The sequence below is a fragment of the Microbacterium testaceum genome (assembly GCF_001476285.1).
GTDB classification, from domain to species: Bacteria; Actinomycetota; Actinomycetes; order Actinomycetales; family Microbacteriaceae; genus Microbacterium; species Microbacterium testaceum_B.
In genome coordinates this window covers 15,462-36,243 of record NZ_LDRU01000111.1, presented here as the reverse complement: position 1 = coordinate 36,243, position 20,782 = coordinate 15,462, and the positions used below count along the sequence as shown (strand labels likewise).

Below are 20,782 nucleotides of genomic sequence, written 5' to 3'. Positions count from 1 at the left end.
CGGGTCAGTCTAGGCGCGGGTCGCTATGCGGCAGCGGAGAACCGGCATCAGGCCGCCCACCCCCACAGGCGCAGGAGGGCAGCGGTGAGCGCGGCGGCTGCCACCACGACCAGGAACGGTGCGCGCGCCCACAGCAGCAGCGCCGCCACCCCCACCGCGGGCACCCGTGCGTCGACGACGATCGCGGCACCCGCACCGAGCGTCTGGACCATCACGAGCGCCGAGAGCAACGCCACCGTGAGCAGGTCGGCGATCCGCGCCGGCCGCGGAGCCTCCAGCCACCGGGCGGGCAGGAGATAGCCCACCGCTTTCAGAGCGAGGCAGAGGACGGATGCCGCGAGCACGGCGGTCCACAGGGTCATGGCATGCCCTTCTGCTCAGCGACGTCCCGGGGTTCGGGTACGGGCGGGCGCGGATCGAAGAGCCCCACGACGACGGCGACGCCGGCGGCGGCCATCACCGGGATACCCGGCATCAGCGCCGGGGTCAGCAGCGCCGCGACGACGGCGGCCCCCGCCGCGACCGCGAGCGGCTGACGACCGCGGAGCCGGGGCCACAGGAGGGCGAGGAAGGCAGCCGCCGCGGCCGCATCGAGCCCGTACGCGCGAGGGTCGCCCAGCACGTCCCCGAGCAGTGCGCCGAGGAGCGTCGAGAGGTTCCAGCCGACCCAGATCGCCACGCCGGTCACCCAGAAGCCCGCCTGCCGCGCCCGAGGCTCGTCCTGCGCGAGCCCGACCGCGACCGACTCGTCGATCGTGAAGGGCGTCGCGGCGGCCTTGCGCCAGAACCCGCCGGCGACGATCGGGGCCATGCGCATCGCGTAGGCCGCGTTGCGCACGCCGAGGAGAGCCGCCGAAGCGATCGCGGCGGGGGCGGCGGCGAGTCCCCCGGCCGCGATCACGCCGACGAAGGCGAACTGCGAGCCGCCGGTGAACATCAGGAGGCTCAGCACGCACGTCTGCCAGACATCGAGCCCGGATGCCACGGCCAGCGCCCCGAAAGAGATGCCGTACGCGCTGGTCGCGAGAGCGACGGCGAGGCCATGTCGGGCGGCGACACCCTCGGGTGTTCGCGATAACGAACGCATGGACATCATGCTGAACGATGCTCGTTCGTTCGTCAAGTCGAACGATTGGCAAGCATAATGAACACATGAGTGATCTCGGCGACCGCATCGCGGCGACCCTGCGGCGCGAACGCGAGCGTCGCGACCTCAGCGTCTCGGAGCTCGCGCGACGCGCCGGCGTCGCGAAAGCCACCGTGTCCCAGCTCGAGAACGGCGGCGGCAATCCCAGCGTCGAGACGCTGTGGGCCCTGGCTTCGGCGCTCGAGGTCCCCTTCGCGGTCCTGGTCGACGAGGGCGTCCGCTCCCCCACGCTGATCCGCGCCGGAGAAGCGGCCACGGCCGTGCCCTCGGCGGCATCCGAGTATCTCGCCGTTCTCCTGTCGGCGAGTCCGCCGCACGCGCGCCGCGACATCTACCTGCTGAGCGCCGAGCCGGGCACCCCGCGCGTCTCGGACCCCCACCCGCGGGGCACGGTGGAGCATCTCGTGATGGTCACCGGCCGCGGGCGCGTCGGGCCCGCCGACGACCCGTACGAGCTGTCCCCCGGCGACTACCTCTCGTATCCCGGAGACGCCCCGCACGTTTTCGAGGCACTGACCCCCGGGATGAGCGCGGTCTGCGTGGTCGAGTCGCACTGACCCGGGGTCCCCCGACGTCCTCGCTGACTTGCGCCGAATGCACGCCCGAACGGCCTCACGGTGAGCATTCGACCGAAGTCATCGGGCACCCGTCGCGCCGCCGCGCCGTGCGGCGTAGTGTGCGGGGCATGTCCCGCGTTTTCGACATGACCTTCTCCTCCGTCTACCCGCTGTACGTGACGAAGGTCGAGCGCAAGGGGCGGACGAGGGACGAACTGGATGCCGTGATCCGCTGGCTCACCGGATTCGACGAGGCCGCGGTCACCCGGCACGCCGAAGGCACCACGACTCTCCGCGAATTCTTCGACGAGGCGACGCTCAACCCGCGGGCGGATCAGGTCACGGGGGTCGTCTGCGGCATCCGCGTCGAGCAGATCGACGACCCGTTGATGTACCGCATCCGCCTCCTCGACAAGCTCGTCGACGAGTTGGCGAAGGGACGTCCGCTCTCGAAGGTGCTCCGGGAGCCGGCGCCCACCCCCGCCGGCTGAGGCCGCCTCGCCCGCCGCTCGCGAGGGAGGACCCTGAGCCCGTCGAAGGGACCGGTGGCTTCGACAGGCTCAGACCCCTACGTCGCGAAACAGGACGGCCCCACCGAGCCTGAACTCGATGGGGCCGTTCTCGGGATCAACGCTCAGGCGTTGGCATCCTGACGCTTCAAACGCGAGGCGGCGCGACCACGCTCGGTCGCGTCGAGCACGACCTTGCGGATGCGCACCTTCTCGGGCGTGACCTCGACGCATTCGTCGTCGCGCGCGAACTCGAGCGACTCCTCGAGCGTAAGCACGCGCGGGGGCGTCATCGACTCGAAGGAGTCCGAGGTCGACGAACGCATGTTCGTGAGCTTCTTCTCCTTCGTGATGTTGACGTCCATGTCGTCGGCGCGCGAGTTCTCGCCGATGACCATGCCCTCGTAGACCTCTTCGGTGGGCTGCACGAAGAAGCTCATGCGCTCCTGCAGGGCGATCATGGCGAACGGGGTGACGACACCCATGCGGTCGGCCACGATCGAGCCGTTCTGACGGGTCGTGATCGAACCGGCCCAGTCGTCGTAGCCGTGCGAGATGGCGTTGGCGATGCCGGTGCCGCGCGTGATCGTCAGGAACTCGCTACGGAAGCCGATGAGACCGCGCGAGGGGACGACGAACTCCATACGCACCCAGCCGGTGCCGTGGTTGGTCATGTTGTCCATGCGGCCCTTGCGGGCGGCCATGAGCTGCGTGATCGCGCCGAGGTGCTCTTCGGGGGCGTCGATCGTGAGGTGCTCGAAGGGCTCCTTGAGCTTCCCGTCTTCGCCGCGCTTGGTGACCACCTGGGGCTTTCCGACGGTGAGCTCGAAGCCCTCGCGGCGCATGTTCTCGACGAGGATCGCGAGGGCGAGCTCGCCGCGACCCTGGACCTCCCAGGCATCCGGGCGTCCGATGTCGACGACCTTGAGCGAGACGTTACCGATGAGCTCGCGGTCGAGGCGGTCCTTGACCATGCGGGCGGTGAGCTTGTGCCCCTTGACCTTGCCCATCAGGGGCGAGGTGTTCGTGCCGATCGTCATCGAGATGGCGGGGTCGTCGACCGTGATGGCCGGCAGCGGACGCACGTCCTCGGGGTCGGCGATGGTCTCGCCGATGGTGATGTCGGGGAAACCGGCGATGGCGACGATGTCGCCGGGGCCGGCGGACTCGGCGGGGAAGCGCTCGAGCGCGCGGGTCTTCAGCAGCTCGGTCACGCGAGCGTTGCTCGTGGTGCCGTCGGAGCGCACCCAGGCGACCGTCTGGCCCTTCTTGAGCGTGCCGTTGAAGACGCGCAGCAGCGCGAGGCGACCGAGGAACGGGCTGGAGTCCAGGTTCGTCACCCACGCCTGCAGCGGCGCCTCGTCGTCGTAGGCGGGGGCGGGAACGTGCTCGAGGATCGCGGCGAACAGCGGCTCGAGGTCGTCGTTGTCGGGCAGCGCACCGTTGTCGGGGCGGTTGAGCGACGCGGCGCCCGCACGACCCGAGGCGTAGACCACCGGCACGTCGAGCAGCGCGTCGACGTCGAGGTCGGGCACGTCGTCGACGAGGTCGGACGCGAGACCCAGAAGCAGGTCGTGCGCCTCCTCTTCGACCTCGGCGATGCGCGCGTCGGGGCGGTCGGTCTTGTTGACCAGCAGGATGACGGGGAGCTTGGCCTCGAGCGCCTTGCGCAGCACGAAGCGGGTCTGGGGCAGCGGGCCCTCGGACGCATCGACGAGCAGCACGACGCCGTCGACCATCGACAGGCCACGCTCGACCTCGCCACCGAAGTCGGCGTGACCCGGGGTGTCGATCACGTTGATCGTGACGGGCACGTCGGTGTGGATGCCGTTGTACTCGATCGCCGTGTTCTTGGCGAGGATCGTGATGCCCTTCTCGCGCTCGAGGTCGTTCGAGTCCATCGCGCGCTCTTCGACGTGCGCGTGCTCGCCGAACGAGCCGGTCTGGCGGAGCATGGCGTCGACGAGAGTCGTCTTGCCGTGGTCGACGTGCGCGACGATCGCGACGTTACGGAGGTCAGGACGAAGGGCGTGCGCCATGGAGGGTCTCCAGGAAGATTTCGGGGTGTCGCCCAGAATTGAGCCCTCCCATCCTACCGGGCGGCCGCAACTTTCCCTGGCAGCCAGCAGAAAGGGCGGAACTCCCGGAGGAATCCCGCCCTTTCGATCGCGCTTGACGCGTATGCGATCAGCGGTAGAACGCGGCGACGGTCTCGAGCTTGCTCGTCGAGCCGGTGATTCGACTTGCTACTCGGACCACGTCATCCGAACCCGCCTCGTAGTACTTCCCCACCGTGTACGAGATGCAAGGTGCGGGCGTGTCCGCACCCTTGATCATCTGGCGCGCCGCTCCGCTGTCCCACGTGTTGCCTTCGGCGTTCCGCGTGTACGGCGACACCAGGATGGCGGAGTTGGCGGGGCCGGAGTAGCAGAGCTGGATGCTGTCGAGCACCGCGCCGTTCGCCGTGTGTCCACTGAAGTTGCCCGTCACGGTCAACACGAACGGATCGCCGTTCACGTCGCTCCAGGTGTTGGAGATCGTGACGGCGGACTGCGACCCGATGTTCGCCGTCGCGAGTTCGCCGGCCGCGCTGGCCGGTGCTGCCACGAGCGTCGATCCCAGCAGGCCCGCCGCTGCCGCTGCGATGACCGAGGTCAGGATTCGTTTCTTCGACTTCATGTCGCGCCTCCTTTAGTAGGACGTCCACGTTTCTCCGAACCGCCCCCTCAGCCAAGGTTCATGAGAGAGCCCTCATCCTTTGTTCATGCGCGGCGAGTGGGACGCGTGCAGCAGGCGTGCGCTGCCCTGCCCCGTCACGAGAGCAGGATCGACACGTCACCCGAACCCGATTCCGTCGCCGACTTCTCATGTTCGATCTTCCGAACGCAGCAGAGGGGCGAGCCTCCCCCGGGAAGCCCGCCCCTCTGCCTTGCTGATGTCAGGATGCCGGTGTGTCCTTCAGCAGCTCGTGACGGAGTTCGCGACGAGCGGCCTGGACCTCGACGTCGGGCACCGGGATCGCCGCGATGAGACGCTGCGTGTACGGCTCCTTCGGAGCGCGCAGGATCTCGTCACGCGTGCCCTGCTCCGCGATCTTTCCGCGGTTGAGCACGACGATCCGATCGGCCATCGCGTCGACCACGGCGAGGTCGTGGCTGATGAAGAGGCACGCGAAACGGTGCTCCTTCTGCAGTTCGCTGAGCAGCTCGAGCACGCGCGCCTGCACCGACACGTCGAGGGCGCTCGTGGGCTCATCGGCGACGAGGAGGCGCGGCTGAAGCGACAGGGCGCGCGCGATGCCGACGCGCTGCTTCTGACCACCGGACAGTTCGTGCGGGTAGCGGTTGCGGTAGCTGCGCGGAAGACGCACCTCGTCGAGGAGCTTCTCGACGCGGGCGTCGAGCTCGGCGCCCTTCGCCTCACCGGCGAGGAAGAGCGGTTCGCCGATCGACTCGCCGATCGGGAGGCGCGGGTTCAGCGACGACGACGGGTCCTGGAACACGATGCCGACGCGACGACGCAGCGACTTGATGAGCTTGCGCGAGCCGCTCGAGATGTCGACGCCGTCGACCACGAGACGGCCGTCGGCGATCGGCTGCAGCCCGATCGCGGCACGACCGATCGTCGACTTTCCCGAGCCCGACTCGCCGACCAGACCGACGATCTCGCCCTCGGCGATCCCGAGGGTCACGTCGTCGACCGCGCGGAACGCGGCGACACGGCCCTTCTTGCCGTACTCGATCGACACGTGCTCGAGCTCGAGCACGGGGTGGGCGATGACAGGCGCCGCGGCGGCGAGCGAGATCTCCTCGGTGTGCGCGGGACCTTCGGCCACCGCGGCGGCGAGGGCCTCGACGATGTCGACCGTCGCCTCGCCCTCAAGCGTCTCGCCGAGGCGCGGGACCGACGCGAGCAGTTCCTTCGTGTAGTCGTCCTGCGGGTCGCCGAGCACGACCGCGGCAGGACCCTGCTCGACGATCTCGCCCGACTTCATCACGACGATCCAGTCGGCGAGGTCGGCGACGACACCCATGTCGTGGGTGATGAGCAGAACGGCCGAGTCGAGGCGGTCACGCAGGTCGCGGATGAGGTCGAGGATCTCGGCCTGGACCGTGACGTCGAGCGCGGTCGTCGGCTCGTCGGCGATGAGCAGGGCGGGCTCGAGGCTGATCGACTGCGCGATCATCGCGCGCTGGCGCTGACCGCCCGAGAGCTGGTGCGGGTACGACGCGAACGCCTTGGCCGGGTCGGGCAGGCCGACCATGCCCAGCAGCTCGAGAGCACGGGCCTTGGCCGCGGACGGAGCGATGGGGGTGTGCGCGCGCAGAGCCTCGATGATCTGCGACCCCACGGTCAGCACCGGGTTGAGCGCCGTCATCGGCTCCTGGAAGATGGCGGCGACCTCGGGACCGCGCAGCTCACGCATCTGTCGACCCGACAGGTCGGTGATCTCGCGACCGTTCACCTTGATGCTTCCGGTGACCCGGCTGTTCTTGGGAAGCAGGTCGAGCACGGCCATCGAGCTCACGCTCTTTCCCGAACCCGACTCGCCGACGACGGCGACCACCTGACCGCGCGCGATCGAGTAGTTGAGGTTCTTCGCGGCCGGAACCCAGACGTCGTCGACCGCGAAGTCGACGCTGAGGTCGGTCATCTGGAGGGCGGGGACGCCCGCCGTCTCGGTCGTGCTCATGAGACTGTCCTCTCGGTCCCGCTCAGCGGGAGTGAGTGATCGGAAAATGAAAGAATCGGAGGATGCCACGCCAGACGTTCCGTTCGACGTTCACCCGCATCCTGTGCGTCATCGCGTGGGCGATCATCGCCGTGGTCGCGATCGGCCTGCTGGTGGTGCCCGGCGCCTCGGACGCGCCCGCGCTCGTGATCGTCGGAGGCCTCGGCGCGGCGGCCGTCGTGACCGCCGTGCTCTGGTCGCCCTCGATCTCCGTCGACGACGAGGCCGTGCAGGTCGACAACATCGCCCTGCGATACCGCGTGCCGTGGGCTGCGCTCATCCACGTCGACACCCGCTACGCCCTGCAGTTGCACACTCCGGGACGACGCATCGGTGTCACCGCCGCACCGGCCCCGGGCGCGACCGGATCGCTGCGCGCGATGCGCGCCCACCGGCGTAGCGAGGGTGTGACGGCGCCGAACACCCGGCCGGGCGAGCTGCCCGGGACGGACTCCGGTAACGCGGCCGAACTCGTTCGCTCGCGCTGGCATGCCCTCCGCGATGCCGGCCGCGTGGAGGCCGGCATCGCCGAGTCGGTTCCCGTGGCGGTCAGCCCGCGCGTCGACAACCTGCTGCTGCTGATCGCGGGTGTCGCCGGAATGGTGCTGGCCGTCGCACTGGCCTGACACCCGCCGAGAGACGGTCGTCATGACGACGGCGTCTCCGGGTGCACCCGCGCCTGCGTGCTCGCCGGGGCCGTCGTCGACGACGCCGGCTGCTCCTTCGTGCGGCGCAGCGAGAAGCGCTTCTGACGCGGGTCGAAGGCGTCGCGCAGACCGTCACCGACGAAGTTCACGAGGACCGCGAGCAGCACGATGAAGACAGCGGGCCACCAGAAGAGCCACGGGCGGGTCTGGAACGCCGACTGGTTGTCGGAGATGATCAGACCGAGCGAGACGTCCGGCGGACGCACACCGAGCTGCAGGTAGCTCAGGGCCGTCTCGAGGAGGATCGCGGATGCCGCCAGTAGCGTCGCCGCGACGATGACCACGCCGATGGCGTTGGGCAGGATGTGCTTGAAGATGATGCGCGCATCACTCGCCCCCGCAACACGAGCCGCCTCGACGAACTCACGCTCGCGGAGCGACAGGAACTCGGCGCGGACGAGGCGCGCGATCGTTGTCCACGAGATCATCGCGAGGAAGAAGGCCAGCGGGATCACGCCGAGACCACCGGTCGCGCGACCGACGACGGCACCGATCACGATGATCGGGATGACGATGAACACGTCGGTGATGCGCATGAGGACCGAGTCCACCCAGCCGCGGTAGTACCCGGCGAGAGCACCGATGACGGTACCGACGGCCGTGCCCACGAAGCTGATCACGATCATCACGAGGATCGAGTTCTGGATGCCGCGCATCGTCATCGCGAAGTAGTCGATGCCGATGCGGTCCTGACCGAACGGGTGCTCGCCGACCGCGAAGGGCCAGATCGACAGCGTCGGTGCCCCGCCGTCGTTCTGCGGGTTGAGGGTGGTGTAGTCGTACTTCCACCACCCGGGGATCGGGCCGACACCGATCGCCGAGACCGAGAAGACGGCGACGAGGATGAACAGGATGCCGGACACGACGGCGACCTTGTTGGAGAGGAAGCGCCGGAGGATGAGCCGTCCCTGGCTCACCCCGACCGTGTTGCGCTCGTCCGCGGGCGGCGGAGCGTCGACGTTGGCCGGCTCGGGAAGCATCTGGGTCATCGGAGGACCTCCGGGATTCGGATGACGGCGATCATGCGACCACTCGCACGCGCGGGTCGAGCGTGGCGTAGGCGAGATCAGCCAGGAAGTTGAAGACGATCGCGGTGATCGCGATGACGATGAAGTAGCCCATCACCGGGTTGACGTCGACGCGCTGGATGGACGTGACGAACAGCGCCCCCATTCCCGAGATCGCGAAGACCCGCTCCGTGATGACGGCACCACCGAGGAGCGCACCGATGTCGGTCGCGACGAGCGTCACGATCGGGATCAGCATGTTGCGCAGTCCGTGGCGCAGGATGACGGTGCGCTCGGGGAGGCCCTTCGCACGCGCCGTGCGGATGTAGTCCTGGTTCATCACTTCGAGCATGCCGGCGCGCGCGTACCGCGTGTATCCCGCGAAGGAGATGAGCAGCAACGACACCGTCGGCAGCAGGAGGTGGGTGAACGTGTCGATGCCGGTGATCCACATGTCACCGGTGAACCCCGGCGTGCTCGCACCGACCGTCGCGATCGGACGCCCGTTGATGCGGGGGTTGTTGACGTACTGCGGCCACGACTGCATGTAGCGGTCGAGGACGACGAGGGCGCCGGAGAGGAAGGCCACCAGGGCGCCGATGCGCGCGGCCATACCGCGATCGGGCGCACCCAGGACGTAGCCCGAGATCACACCGACGGCGACCGCGACGACACCCAGGATGATGATCGTGTTGAACGTCGAGATGTCGAAGAGTCCCTGCAGCGCGTAGTAGCACGCGTACGCGATCGCGCCGTTCAGCGCGGCGACGATGAGAGCGCGGCGGTTCTGCAGACCCGCGATCAGAGCGGTCGTGATCACCACGATCCCGGCGATCAGCAGGAGGAGCCCGACGGGCCCGAGACCCGGGTTGCGGAACCAGTCGGTGACGTTGAAGTACACCAGCAGGGCGATGGTCGCGAGACCCGAGACCGCAGCGACGATCACGCGACGACGGACGTCGCCGCCGATCATGGCCTGCCAGATGATGGCGGTGATCACGGCCAGCAGGACGATCAGCCAGATCGGGATGGACGTGGCCGACTCGAGGAAGCTGTTGAACCCGAGCGCCATGAACTCCTTGAGGAGGACGGCGACGAGGAACGACGGCAGCGAGAAGAGGAAGAAGCTGAGCAGCGTGATGCCGAAGTCGAATCCGCTGTACTGGCGCAGGGCCGAGACCACGCCGACCACGATGCCGAGCACGATGGCCAGCACGAACGACGCCGTCACGAGCTGGAGAGTCGAGCCGATGGCGGTCGGGAGGATGTCGAGGACGGCCGCGTTCGAGACGGTGAGGCCGAGGTTGCAGGCACCGGTGAATGGAACGAGGCAGCCGGCGGCACCGCCGAGCCAGAGGAAGTAACGCAGGGGCACCGGGACGTTCAGGTCGAGCGCCGCGACACGGGCGGCGATGAGCTGGTCACGGTTGGCGGCGGAGCTGTCGCGCAGGTCCTGCAGGGGGTCGCCGGAGTTGGCGGCCAGCACGTACATGATGAACGATGCTGCGAGCAGAACCAGGATCGAGACGGCGATGCGCCTGAGGATGAATCCGACCATCGCGGGAGGACTTCTTTCGATCGGGTGGAAAGGCACCTGTAGGTGCCCAGGAAAGGATAGTCGCGAGCGGTCCGGGTTCGGCGCACGCGCACACGCGAAACGAGGCGCCGGAGTCGGGCGACTCCGGCGCCTCGCGAGGGATCAACGGGTTATCAACCCGCCAGCGTCCACTCCTGCGCGTTCCACACGATGCCCGTCTGGCCGCCGAAGTAGTCGACGCCCTGGATGGAACCGTTGTCGGCGAAGAGACCGGGGAGCTGGAACAGCGGCAGACCGTAGTAGTCCTTGGCCGTTTCGGCGTCGATCTTCACCTTGATGTCGTCGAGCTTGGTGGTGTCGGTGGTCACCTGGCTCTCGTCGACGAGGGTGTCGACGGTGGCGTTGCTGTAGTTGTTGTAGTTTCCGCCGCCGCCGGTCTTGAAGATCTGCGGGAGAGCCGCGTTACCGGCACCGGGCGAGATCCAGCCGAAGATCGACACGTCGTAGCTGCCGCTGCCGAGGAGCTTGCTCCAGTCGGGCGAACCGGCGTCGACGATGTTGAAGCCCGCCTGCTGCGCCGACTGCTGAATGGCGCGGAAGCTGTCGACACGGTTGGGGTTGTTGGTGTTGTAGAGGATGCGGACCGTCGGGGTCGCACCGTTCAGCAGCGCCTTGGCGCCCTCGATGTCGGGCTCGGTGAACTTGTCGTACCCGCTCGCGGCGACCGCGGTGGTGTACTTGTCGCCGTCCGTGGGCAGGAAGATCTGCGAGTTCAGGACCTCGGCATCCGGGTTGATCGGCTTGATGATCGAGTCGAGGATCTGCTGACGCGGGATGGTCTTCAGGAACGCCTCGCGGACGTTGGCGTCGGCGAACACGCCGCCGAAGCTCAGGTCGACGTGGTCGTACGACAGCTGGCTGCCGGCGTGGACCTTCGCGTTGGCGTTCTCGAGCGCGGTGAGCGTGTCGGCGGAGGGCTGCGGCTGGATGGCCTGGACCTCGCCGTTCTGAAGGGCGGTGACCTGCGCGTTGGCGTCACCGATGAAGCGGATGATCAGCTGGTCGTACGAGGGCGACATCTTGCCCTTGTAGTTGGGGTTCTTGCCCAGCGTGATGCTCTGCTCAGGGGTGAAGTCGGTCACGATGAACGGACCGCTCGCGACCAGGAGGCTGGCGTCGGTCGGCATGGCCGTGACGTCGTAACCCGTGTTCCAGAAGTCGGCCGCGGCCTTGAGCGTCGCATTGGGGGCGACGGGCGCCTCCGGGTTGCCCTTGGGGGTGTCCTTGAGGAGCTTGATGAAGTCTTCCTCGGAGACACCGGCCTTCTCGGCGAGCACGTGGGCCGGCTTGCCGATCGGGTTGACGAGCTCCCAGTCCACGAAGGGCTTCGAGTAGGTCAGCGTCATCGACATGTTGTCGTCGCTGATCTCGGGGAACGCGGTGGTGTCGAGGCCCGCGGTGCTGCCGGCGAGGGTGAAGTACTGCGTGCCACCGTTGGTGACGGCGCCGCTCTCGTCGAGCTTCGCGTCGTCGTAGTAGCCCGAGTTGATGGCCCAGTTGACGAGCATGTCATCGGCGTTGATGGGCTGGCCGTCCGACCAGGTCAGGCCCTCGTTGATGGTGTACTTCACCGTCAGCGGGTCGTCCGACACCTTCTCGTACGTGCCGAAGTCGGTGTTGTCGAGGACGCTGAAGTCCTTGTCGAGGCGCTGGAAGCCACCGAGGCCCAGACCGCCGCTGACACCGGTGAGGTAGCCCACCATGCCGTTGGTGTCGAGGTTGGCCTCGGGGGTGTCGCCGTTGAACGAGGTGAACGCGTTCGTCGTGGCGATCGTGATGGTGCCGCCGGAGGCGGAGGATCCGCCTTCGGGTGCTGCCGTCGTGGTGCAGCCGGCGAGGGCGAGCGCCGCAACGGCGACACCAGCTCCCACCGTCAGGGCGCGTGCGCGCCGAGTCTTTTCAGACACTTTGCCTCCAGTGCAAGGTTGGCGATTCCCCGCGCAACAGACGTCAGCAGGGGGAGCCGTGGATACGGAAACGATAAGTAAACGCTCTGCGTTGGTCAAAACTCCTGGGGAAACCGTTACATACCTTTAATTCGGAAGCGGTTGAATGTGGCAATCTGACAACATGATCCGCGCCTCGGCCTTTTACGAACCCGGGATCGAACAAGACACTTTCCGCCGCCGAAGATTGCCGTGGGAAATCGCGCTCGTGCTCCTGGTGTCGGTCGGACAGTCGGCGATCTACTCCGTCGTGTCCTTCATCCGGGCAGCGACGCGCGCACCGATCTCGCAGCAGCAGACGCAGCTGAACCCCTCCCGCAGCGCCGAGCCGCTGTGGGACGCGATCTACCAGTTCCTCGACATCTTCTTCTCGCTCGCTCTCGTCGCGCTGGTCGTGTACCTCCTCTGGGAGCCGGGCCTGAGCGCGCTGCGCCGCATCGGTCTCGACTTCCGGCGCTTCGGCGGCGACGCGGCCCGGGGACTGCTTCTCGTCGCGGTCATCGGAGCACCCGGCATCGGCGTCTACGCGGCGGGGCGGGCGCTCGGGCAGAGCATCGCCGTCATTCCGGCGCCCCTCGATTCATCGTGGTGGGTGATCGGTCTGCTGATCCTCGCCGCGCTGCGAGCCGGGCTGACGGAGGAGGTGATCTTCCTCGGCTACCTGTTCGATCGCCTCCGCCGACTCGGGTGGTCGTGGACGTGGGTCATCGTGTCGACCGCTCTCCTGCGCGGCAGCTACCACCTGTATCAGGGATGGCCCTCGGCGCTCGGAAACGTCGTGATGGGCCTGGTGTTCGGCTGGTGCTACCGCCGTTGGGGCCGTGCCATGCCCTTGGTGATCGCCCACACGGTCATCGACATCGTCGCCTTCGTCGGCTATCCCCTGGCGGCCGCCTGGTGGCCCGGGATCTTCACCCCGACGCCGAGTCCGACACCGACGCCCAGCGGCACGCCCTGACCCGAGCAGCGCTCGGGGCACGGCATCCGGGACGCCGAATCAGGGAGTCGTGACGGACCACGTCCAGAAGGACGGGGGCACGCCCTCGGGTTCCGAGGTGTACTCGACGCCTTGTACTCCCTTGCCGACGGCGACAGCGCCGGTGCGCTCGAAAAGCGGAACGCCCGCATAGGCTGAGAACAGGGCGCGATCGATCTCCTTCGCACCGGCGAGCACGTCGACGGGGTCCGTGTCGGTGGTGAGCTTGCGGAAGGTGCGCTGCGCGTCCGGACCGTCCACGCCCTCGGCCAGACGGTCGCGCGCGGAGCGATAGAGGCTCTCGTCCTCCCCCACCCACGACAGCGTGGCGTCGGGTTCTTCCTCGGCCGTGGCCGCGCGGACGGCGATTCCCGCTTTGGCGCCCATCGTCACCAGCTTCGTGAAGACCGCGCTCGACAGATCGTCGGTGCTGTCGTACGCGACACGCAGCACGGCGGCACGGTCCTCGAGCGCGGAGCGCGCGGCATCCGGATCCGCCGAGGTTCCCGGAGCGTTGTTGCCCGAGGTGAGGTCGGTGTAAAGCTGCCCCGTCGCCGGAGAAGAGAGGAACGACTGCAGGGGCCGGGCCTCGGGGCGGACCTCCTGAAGGAGCTCCTTGACGAGCGCGTCGCGGTCGAGCGAGAGAGAGACGGCCTGCCGCAGATCCGCGGGCGTGCCGTCGGCGAAGCGCAGCTGAAGCGTCTGAGTGGTGGGACCGGTGGTGACCTGCACCCCCGCGTCGGTCAGGGCCTCGAGCTGCTCCGCGTCGAGGTCGCCGACGTTGGCGATGTCGATCTCGCCCGCCGTCATCGCCGCCAGCTGCGTTGCGCGGTCGGGGAAGAACCGGACCGTGAGCCCGGTCAGACCCGGGTAGTGGGCGCCCTGGTAGTCATCGCGTCGCTCCAGGGTGAGGGCGTCCGCCGTCACCCCGGAGACCTTCCACGGCCCCGCGGCGACCGCCGAGGCGGCGTCGGGCACCCCTCCTGCTGGGGCGTCGAAGCCCGTGTTCCAGGCGGCGGCTGCGGCGGCGAGGACGGGGTTGGGCGCCACGGGCGCGGAAGGGTCGCCCTCGGGCGTCGTCAAGATGGCCGTGATCAGCTGCTGGACGGTGACCCCGGCCTTCTCGGCGATCACGTGAACGGGCCGATCCAGCATCCACTGACGGTTCCAGTCGGCGAAGGGCTCGTCGTAGACGAGCGTCAGGGTGTCCTTCGCCCGGTTCAGCGTCGGACGCTCGGTCCGTGCGTTCGGGTCGGCGGCAGTGGCGGTCTGGAAGTATCGCGTACCCGAGACCACCTGCCCCTGAGCGTCGTAGGTCGCGTCGTCGAAGAAGTGCGACGAGACCGCCCAGCCGAAGAGAAGGTCGTCGAGGCTGACCGCGGTGCCGTCCGACCAGGTGCGGTCGGGGAAGAGCTCGTAGCTGACCGTGAGCGGATCGCCCTCGACGCGCGTGATGCGGCCCATCCCGTTGTTCGGGACGACCTGTAGGTCTCCGTCGAGAGAGCCGAGTCGCTCGTCCAGCAGCGACGAGACCGCTCGGTTGGCGGGCGTCGCCCCCTGCGCGGTGGCGGCGTTGAAGCTCGTGAGCGCACCGACGACACCGACCGTGAGGCTGGTGCGTACCGGCTTCTCGGGCTCGGGGGCCGGTTCGGGCGCGGAGCACGCGGAGAGTCCGATCGTCGCGGTCACGATGAGCGCGGCGGCGCGCAGCAGACTCCGGGAACGTGTGGTCAATCGAGGAGCGTGAGACTGGCCAGGGTGCACAGGGGAACCTTACCCAACCCGTGCTGTGCGATTACCTGTGCGCGCCGCCCGCGGTTCCGCTCGCCCTTGCGCGTCGCTTTCGGCGCCCCGTGCTCCGAGACTGCATTCAGCTGACATCCCCATTGCAAGCTGCAGTGGAGATGTCAGCTGAATGCAGTCTCGCGAGGGCCCGCTCGTCCTGCACAGCAGGGCGAGTTCGGGGTTTGACCACCGACGAGCTCAGCCACGACGCGCGCTCGGGTGCTGTCGGTAAAGGTGGGCGAATGATGCGGATGCCAACGATCTCCCCTCTCCCCCTCCTCCGGCCGTCCGCCCTGACCCACTCGACGCGCAGCGTGCGGCGTGGAGAGATCGTGCCGGTCGGGCGAGGCGTTTACGCGCCACGCGTCGAGTGGGAGTCGCTCGCAGGGTGGGAACGAGATCTGGCGCGAGTCCACGCGCACCTCCTGGTAGCACCGGACGATGTCCTGTGTCTGGAGTCAGCCGCGCTGCTGTGGGGACTGCCGACGGTGGGGGCTGGTCATCCTGTCCACGTCCTTGCTCCGGATACAGCGACTTCGCGACACTCGGGTGGGGTGCAGGTGCATACGAGCGCGCATGCCGATCGCATCATCGAAGAGATTCACGGCATACGCCTGACCTCGCGCGCGGACACATGCATCGACATCGCACGCCACCGGCATCCCGGCATCGCCCTCGTCGCGGCGGACGCAGCAGTCGGTGCGGATCGGACGATCGACTCGCTCTCCCTGGTGACGCTGAATGAGGAGAGGATGTCCGCGCGAGGTCGACGGGCGGCGCGATGGGCGCTGAGCCGAGCGGACGGGCGAGCCGAGTCAGCCTTCGAGTCTCTGAGCCGCGCGGCGATCGAATGGTGGGGATTTCCGCCGCCCGAACTTCAACAGTGGATCGGCGCCGACGGAGCCGGCGGTGATCGCGCGGACATGTGGTGGTCGGCGCGACGAGTCGCGGGGGAGGCAGACGGTCGAATCAAGTACGACGGTCGATTCGGGGACCCGGCCGCCGCGCTCAGGGCAAGAGAGGACCGCGATCGCCGTCTTCTGCGTCGCGGAGCCCGGGCTGTCGTCCACTGGGGCTGGGATGACCTCACCGACGGCGATGCGTTGCGAGCCCTGTTGATGTCCGTCGGTCTTTCTCCGGATCACCCACCCGACCTTGCGCGTCTCGCCACGCTCCGCACCACGCTCCGCGCTCGCCCCGAAGGCTCCGAGCCTCCGTGAACTGAGCAATCTAAGGCCGAAACTGCACACAGCTGACAAACCCATTGCAGCGCGCAGTGGGTTTGTCAGCTGAATGCAGTCTCGGGGCTCGTGTGGCGCACGAACGGCCCGGCCTCCTTCACAGCGAGTGAGGCCGGGCCGGAGATCAGGCGAACGCCTCCGGCGGAGGGCACGAGCACACGAGGTTGCGGTCACCGTAGGCCTGGTCGATGCGGCGCACCGGAGGCCAGTACTTGCCTCGGATGAGCGAACGCACCGGGTACACGGCGGTCTCGCGCGAGTACGGGTGCTCCCACTCCCCCACGACCACGGTCTCGGCGGTATGCGGGGCATTCACGAGCGGGTTGTCGTCGGCGGGCCACTGCCCCGCGGCGACGGCGACTGCCTCCTGCTTGATCGCGATCATGGCATCCACGAATCGGTCGAGCTCGGCGAGGTCCTCGCTCTCGGTCGGCTCCACCATCAGGGTGCCGGCCACCGGGAACGACATCGTCGGCGCGTGGAAGCCGTAGTCGATGAGGCGCTTCGCCACGTCGTCGACGGTGACACCGGTCTGCTCCTTGAGGGGGCGCAGGTCGAGGATGCATTCGTGCGCGACGAGGCCTCCCTCACCCGCATAGAGCACCGGATAGTGCTCGCGCAGGCGCGCGGCGATGTAGTTGGCCGAGAGCACCGCCGCGGCGGTCGCCTGACGCAGCCCCTCAGCGCCCATCATGCGCACGTACGCCCACGAGATGGGCAGGATGCCGGCGGAGCCGTGGGGGGCGGCCGACACGGGGCCGCCGTCGAAGACGCCGCCCGCGTGCTCGGCGCGCTGCGAGAACGGGTGCGACGGGAGGAAGGGCGCGAGGTGCGCCTTCGCCGCCACCGGGCCGACGCCCGGTCCGCCACCGCCGTGCGGGATCGCGAACGTCTTGTGCAGGTTGAGGTGCGAGACGTCGCCGCCCAGGTCGCCGAAGCGCGCGAAGCCGAGCAGGGCGTTGAGGTTGGCGCCGTCGACGTACACCTGTCCACCGGCATCGTGCACGGCCTGCGTGATCTCGAGCACGTCATGCTCGTACACCCCGTGGGTCGAGGGGTAGGTGATCATCAGAGCCGAGAGCTCCGCCGCGTGCTGCGCGATCTTGGCCCGCAGGTCGCCGAGGTCGACGTTGCCGGCCTCGTCGCACGCGACGACGACGACCTTCATGCCCGCGAGGATCGCCGAGGCCGCATTGGTGCCGTGCGCCGACGACGGGATCAGGCACACCGTGCGCGCGGTGTCGCCGTTCGCCAGGTGGTAGCCGCGGATCGCGAGCAGGCCCGCGAGCTCGCCCTGCGAGCCGGCGTTCGGCTGCAGCGACACCGCGTCGTACCCGGTGACCTCGGCGAGCCAGCGCTCGAGCTGCTCGATCATCTCGAGGTAGCCGCGCACGTCGGCCTCGGGCGCGAACGGGTGCACGCGCGAGAACTCGGGCCACGACACCGCCGCCATCTCGGTCGCGGCGTTGAGCTTCATCGTGCACGATCCGAGCGGGATCATTCCGCGATCGAGCGCGTAGTCGCGGTCGGCGAGCGTCTTGAGGTAGCGCATCATCGCCGTCTCGCTGCGGTGGGCGTGGAAGACGGGGTGGGTGAGGTACTCGTCGTCACGGTGCAGCGCGTCGGCGACGCCCCGCAGGGCTTCGCCCTCGGGCAGCTCACCCGCGACCAGACCGAACGCGTCGAGGACCGCCGCGATGTCTGCATCCGTCGTCGTCTCATCCACCGAGACACCCACGGTCGCATCGTCCACCCAGAGCAGCTGGTAGCCGCGCTCGCGCGCACGATCGATCACGTCCTGCGCTCGACCGGGGACGTGCACGCGCACGGTGTCGAAGAACGCGTCGCTCACGAGGGTGAGGTCGTACGACCGGAGAGCGGATGCCAGGACGTCGGCCTTCTGCGCGACCCGCGTCGCGATCGCGCGGAGCCCGTCGGGCCCGTGATACACCGCGTACATCGCGGCCATGACGGCCAGCAGCACCTGCGCGGTGCAGATGTTCGAGGTCGCCTTCTCACGACGGATGTGCTGCTCGCGCGTCTGCAGCGACAGCCGGTAGGCGGGGGCGCCGACGGCATCCTGGGACACCCCGACGAGACGGCCCGGAAGCTGGCGCTCGAGGCCCGCGCGCACGGCCATGTAGCCGGCGTGCGGTCCGCCGAAACCGAGCGGGACGCCGAAGCGCTGGGTCGTTCCGACCGCGACATCGGCGCCGAGCGCACCGGGTGAGCGCAGGAGCGTAAGGGCGAGCAGGTCGGCCGCGGCCACGACGAGACCGCCGCCGGCGTGCACGGCCTCGGCGACGGCGGAGAAGTCCCAGATGCGCCCGGTGGCACCGGGGTATTGCACGAACGCGCCGAACGCCTCGGGGAGCTCGCCGGCGAACGACGTCTCGACGATGCGGATGCCGACGGCCGCGGCACGGTGGTGCAGCAGCGCCTTGGTCTGCGGCAGCGCGTCGATGTCGACGAGGAAGACGTCGGTCTTCGCCTTCGATGCCCGGCGCGCGACGAGCATGCCCTCGACGACGGCGGTGGACTCGTCGAGCATCGACGCGTTCGCCGTCGCCAGACCCGTGAGGTCGGTCACCATCGTCTGGAAGTTGATGAGCGCCTCGAGGCGGCCCTGTGAGATCTCGGGCTGGTACGGCGTGTACGCCGTGTACCACGACGGGTTCTCGAGGACGTTCCGGGCGATCACCGACGGGGTGAAGGTGTCGTAGTAGCCGAGGCCGATCAGCGGCCGCGCGGAACGGTTCGCCGTCGCCAACTCACGCAGCTCGGCGAGCGCTTCGGCCTCGGTCGCGGCGACGGGGATGTCGCTCGTCTCGCGGGGACGGACGTGGATGGATGCCGGGACGGCGGTCTCGACGAGCGCCTCGACGCTGTCGTACCCGACGACCTCGAGCATGCGGGCCTGCGCGTCGGCACCGATTCCGATGTGGCGGTCGGTGAACGCGACCGGCGCGCCGGCCTCGGTGCGAGAAGGAAGGACGGAGGTCATGCGGTGAGGTCCTCGTAGGCGGCGCGGTCGAGCAGGTCGGCGGGAAGCTCGCCCTCGACGCGGATCTTGATGAGCCATCCGCCGGCGAAGGGCTCGGCGTTGACCAGGGAGGGGTCGTCGACCACTGCCTCATTGACCTCGACGACCGTGCCCGTGATCGGCGCGTAGAGCTCGCCGACCGACTTGGTCGACTCGATCTCGCCGCAGACGTCGCCCGCGGTCACCGCGGAGTCCGCGCCGGGGAGTTCGACGAAGACGACGTCGCCGAGCTTGTCGGCGGCGAAGTCGGTGATGCCGACCGTGGCGATGGTGCCCTCTTCACTCTCTGTGACGGCGATCCACTCGTGCTCGGACGTGTAGCTGAGGGCGGTGAGGTCGGTCATGCGTTTCTCCGGTAGAAGGGAAGGGCGGTGACGGTCGCGGGAATGCGGGTTCCGCGCACGTCGATGGTCAGTTCGGTTCCGAGTGCGGATGCCGCGGGCGCGACGAACGCCATCGCGACGGGGTGGCCGAGGGTGGGGCTCAGGGCACCGCTGGTGATCTCGCCGACGGTGTCGTCGCCGTGCAGCACGGCGTAGCCGGCGCGGCCCGCGCGCCGACCCTCCGAGACGAGGCCGACGAGCACGGGGGCATCGGCGGGTCCCGACGACAGGCCGTCCTTGCCGACGAAGGACTCCTTGTCGACGGCGACGACGCGGCCGAGACCGGCCTGGGCGGGCACGATGTCGCGCGACAGCTCGTGGCCGTAGAGCGGCATGCCGGCCTCGAGGCGAAGGGTGTCGCGCGCGGCGAGACCGCAGGGGACGAGCCCGCGGTCTGCGCCCGCGGCGAGCGCGGCGTCCCACAGGGCGCCGGCCTGCGCGGTGGAGATCATCAGCTCGTAGCCGTCCTCACCGGTGTACCCGGTACGGGCGACGAAGAGCGGCGCGCCGTCGAAGGTTCCCTCGGTCCAGGCGTAGTAGCCGAGCTCGTCGAGAGGCGTGCCGGTGATCTCGACCCCCGGGGTGGAACTCAGGATGCCACGTGCTTCGGGACCCTGGAGGGCGATGAGGGCGTAGTGGTCGGTGACGTCTTCGACGGTGAGGGTTCCGCGAGCGTCGGTCGCTGACCCCGTCGAAGCGTCCGGCGCGGGGCGCCACGTCGCCTGAGCGGTTTCGAACGCCGCCGCCACGGCATCCCGGTTCCCGGCGTTCGAGATGACGAGGAAGCGCTGCTCCCCCGTGCGGTAGACGATGACGTCGTCGATGATGCCGCCCGACTCGGCGAGGACGAGGGAGTACTTCGCTTTGCCGATCTTCATGGTCGACAGGCGGCCGGCGAGCACGTAGTCGAGGAAAGCCGCGGCTCGCGGGCCCTCGACGACGAACTCGGCCATGTGGGAGATGTCGAACAGCCCTGCGGCCGTGCGCACCGCGTGATGCTCCGCGAGGTCGGAGGTGTAACGCACCGGCATGTTCCAGCCGCCGAAGTCGGTGAACGAGGCGCCGAGGGCCTCGTGCCGATCATGCAGCGGCGACGTGCGGGGTGGAGCGGGGGTTTCGGTCATGAGTTCTGCCGTTCGCGATGACGGACAG

Annotated in this window: 17 protein-coding genes; 5 read left to right on the top strand and 12 right to left on the bottom strand. The window is 68.7% G+C overall.

The window, feature by feature from the left end; all coding sequences use genetic code 11:
* Window positions 1-47 precede the first annotated feature (47 nt).
* Window positions 48-362 carry a hypothetical protein gene (locus NS283_RS16805; protein ID WP_058597997.1) on the bottom strand — a complete coding sequence of 105 codons (315 nt, stop codon included), beginning with the start codon at window positions 360-362 and terminating at the stop codon, window positions 48-50.
* On the bottom strand, window positions 359-1,087 hold the full coding sequence (locus NS283_RS16800; protein ID WP_058598014.1) for an AzlC family ABC transporter permease: 729 nt from the start codon (window positions 1,085-1,087) through the stop codon (window positions 359-361). The genes NS283_RS16805 and NS283_RS16800 overlap by 4 nt, the downstream gene beginning before the upstream one ends.
* Before the next feature lie 65 nt (window positions 1,088-1,152).
* Here NS283_RS16800 and NS283_RS16795 point away from each other — a divergent pair, with 65 nt between their 5' ends.
* Window positions 1,153-1,704: a helix-turn-helix domain-containing protein gene (locus NS283_RS16795; protein ID WP_058597996.1), complete on the top strand. Its 552-nt coding sequence runs from the start codon at window positions 1,153-1,155 to the stop codon at window positions 1,702-1,704.
* Between the two features lie 128 nt (window positions 1,705-1,832).
* Window positions 1,833-2,195: a DUF2200 domain-containing protein gene (locus NS283_RS16790; protein WP_058597995.1), complete on the top strand. Its 363-nt coding sequence runs from the start codon at window positions 1,833-1,835 to the stop codon at window positions 2,193-2,195.
* Window positions 2,196-2,338: 143 nt separating this feature from the next.
* Here NS283_RS16790 and typA read toward each other — a convergent pair whose 3' ends face one another.
* The 3 genes from typA to NS283_RS16775 form a co-directional block, all read right to left on the bottom strand.
* Window positions 2,339-4,252 (bottom strand): translational GTPase TypA, encoded by a 1,914-nt coding sequence (gene typA, locus NS283_RS16785; RefSeq protein WP_058597994.1) that lies wholly within the window; start codon window positions 4,250-4,252, stop codon window positions 2,339-2,341.
* Window positions 4,253-4,400: 148 nt separating this feature from the next.
* Window positions 4,401-4,892, bottom strand: coding sequence for a hypothetical protein (locus NS283_RS16780; RefSeq protein WP_058597993.1), 492 nt, complete (start codon window positions 4,890-4,892; stop codon window positions 4,401-4,403).
* Between the two features lie 259 nt (window positions 4,893-5,151).
* Complete coding sequence (locus NS283_RS16775; protein WP_058597992.1) at window positions 5,152-6,906, bottom strand: ABC transporter ATP-binding protein; 1,755 nt, start codon at window positions 6,904-6,906, stop codon at window positions 5,152-5,154.
* Window positions 6,907-6,968: 62 nt separating this feature from the next.
* Here NS283_RS16775 and NS283_RS16770 point away from each other — a divergent pair, with 62 nt between their 5' ends.
* A complete protein-coding gene (locus NS283_RS16770; protein ID WP_058597991.1) occupies window positions 6,969-7,571 on the top strand; it encodes a PH domain-containing protein in 603 nt (200 codons plus the stop codon).
* 20 nt (window positions 7,572-7,591) lie between these two features.
* On the opposite strand, the gene NS283_RS16765 is transcribed toward NS283_RS16770, so the two are convergent.
* The 3 genes from NS283_RS16765 to NS283_RS16755 all read right to left on the bottom strand — a co-directional run bounded on the left by NS283_RS16765 (window position 7,592) and on the right by NS283_RS16755 (window position 12,163).
* A complete protein-coding gene (locus NS283_RS16765) occupies window positions 7,592-8,641 on the bottom strand; it encodes an ABC transporter permease (protein WP_058597990.1) in 1,050 nt (349 codons plus the stop codon).
* 31 nt (window positions 8,642-8,672) lie between these two features.
* Window positions 8,673-10,217: an ABC transporter permease gene (locus NS283_RS16760; RefSeq protein ID WP_058597989.1), complete on the bottom strand. Its 1,545-nt coding sequence runs from the start codon at window positions 10,215-10,217 to the stop codon at window positions 8,673-8,675.
* A 152-nt stretch (window positions 10,218-10,369) separates the two neighbouring features.
* Window positions 10,370-12,163 carry an ABC transporter family substrate-binding protein gene (locus tag NS283_RS16755; protein WP_058597988.1) on the bottom strand — a complete coding sequence of 598 codons (1,794 nt, stop codon included), beginning with the start codon at window positions 12,161-12,163 and terminating at the stop codon, window positions 10,370-10,372.
* A gap of 163 nt (window positions 12,164-12,326) precedes the next feature.
* Between NS283_RS16755 and NS283_RS16750 the strand changes: the two genes are divergently transcribed.
* Window positions 12,327-13,160: a CPBP family intramembrane glutamic endopeptidase gene (locus tag NS283_RS16750; RefSeq protein WP_058597987.1), complete on the top strand. Its 834-nt coding sequence runs from the start codon at window positions 12,327-12,329 to the stop codon at window positions 13,158-13,160.
* A gap of 39 nt (window positions 13,161-13,199) precedes the next feature.
* Here the strand turns inward: NS283_RS16750 and NS283_RS16745 are convergent, their stop codons facing one another.
* Window positions 13,200-14,912: an ABC transporter substrate-binding protein gene (locus tag NS283_RS16745; protein WP_153001307.1), complete on the bottom strand. Its 1,713-nt coding sequence runs from the start codon at window positions 14,910-14,912 to the stop codon at window positions 13,200-13,202.
* Between the two features lie 233 nt (window positions 14,913-15,145).
* Between NS283_RS16745 and NS283_RS18770 the strand changes: the two genes are divergently transcribed.
* Window positions 15,146-16,183: a hypothetical protein gene (locus tag NS283_RS18770; protein WP_153003407.1), complete on the top strand. Its 1,038-nt coding sequence runs from the start codon at window positions 15,146-15,148 to the stop codon at window positions 16,181-16,183.
* 145 nt (window positions 16,184-16,328) lie between these two features.
* Here NS283_RS18770 and gcvP read toward each other — a convergent pair whose 3' ends face one another.
* From gcvP to gcvT, 3 genes are read right to left on the bottom strand one after another with little or no spacing between them, the layout of a single operon-like run.
* Window positions 16,329-19,208 carry an aminomethyl-transferring glycine dehydrogenase gene (gene gcvP, locus NS283_RS16735; protein WP_058597984.1) on the bottom strand — a complete coding sequence of 960 codons (2,880 nt, stop codon included), beginning with the start codon at window positions 19,206-19,208 and terminating at the stop codon, window positions 16,329-16,331.
* Entirely contained in the window at window positions 19,205-19,591 is a 387-nt protein-coding gene (gene gcvH / locus NS283_RS16730) for a glycine cleavage system protein GcvH (RefSeq protein ID WP_058597983.1), read from the bottom strand. The genes gcvP and gcvH overlap by 4 nt, the downstream gene beginning before the upstream one ends.
* Window positions 19,588-20,754: a glycine cleavage system aminomethyltransferase GcvT gene (gene gcvT, locus NS283_RS16725; RefSeq protein WP_058597982.1), complete on the bottom strand. Its 1,167-nt coding sequence runs from the start codon at window positions 20,752-20,754 to the stop codon at window positions 19,588-19,590. Before gcvT ends, gcvH begins: the two co-directional genes overlap by 4 nt.
* Window positions 20,755-20,782 lie beyond the last annotated feature (28 nt).

Bases quoted from the DNA above. Each gene is read 5' to 3' on its own strand.
- NS283_RS16805 (WP_058597997.1), bottom strand. From the start codon at position 362: ATGACCCTGTGGACCGCCGTGCTCGCGGCATCCGTCCTCTGCCTCGCT.
- NS283_RS16800 (WP_058598014.1), bottom strand. From the start codon at position 1,087: ATGCGTTCGTTATCGCGAACACCCGAGGGTGTCGCCGCCCGACATGGC.
- NS283_RS16795 (WP_058597996.1), top strand. From the start codon at position 1,153: ATGAGTGATCTCGGCGACCGCATCGCGGCGACCCTGCGGCGCGAACGC.
- NS283_RS16790 (WP_058597995.1), top strand. From the start codon at position 1,833: ATGTCCCGCGTTTTCGACATGACCTTCTCCTCCGTCTACCCGCTGTAC.
- typA (WP_058597994.1), bottom strand. From the start codon at position 4,252: ATGGCGCACGCCCTTCGTCCTGACCTCCGTAACGTCGCGATCGTCGCG.
- NS283_RS16780 (WP_058597993.1), bottom strand. From the start codon at position 4,892: ATGAAGTCGAAGAAACGAATCCTGACCTCGGTCATCGCAGCGGCAGCG.
- NS283_RS16775 (WP_058597992.1), bottom strand. From the start codon at position 6,906: ATGAGCACGACCGAGACGGCGGGCGTCCCCGCCCTCCAGATGACCGAC.
- NS283_RS16770 (WP_058597991.1), top strand. From the start codon at position 6,969: ATGCCACGCCAGACGTTCCGTTCGACGTTCACCCGCATCCTGTGCGTC.
- NS283_RS16765 (WP_058597990.1), bottom strand. From the start codon at position 8,641: ATGACCCAGATGCTTCCCGAGCCGGCCAACGTCGACGCTCCGCCGCCC.
- NS283_RS16760 (WP_058597989.1), bottom strand. From the start codon at position 10,217: ATGGTCGGATTCATCCTCAGGCGCATCGCCGTCTCGATCCTGGTTCTG.
- NS283_RS16750 (WP_058597987.1), top strand. From the start codon at position 12,327: ATGATCCGCGCCTCGGCCTTTTACGAACCCGGGATCGAACAAGACACT.
- gcvP (WP_058597984.1), bottom strand. From the start codon at position 19,208: ATGACCTCCGTCCTTCCTTCTCGCACCGAGGCCGGCGCGCCGGTCGCG.
- gcvH (WP_058597983.1), bottom strand. From the start codon at position 19,591: ATGACCGACCTCACCGCCCTCAGCTACACGTCCGAGCACGAGTGGATC.
- gcvT (WP_058597982.1), bottom strand. From the start codon at position 20,754: ATGACCGAAACCCCCGCTCCACCCCGCACGTCGCCGCTGCATGATCGG.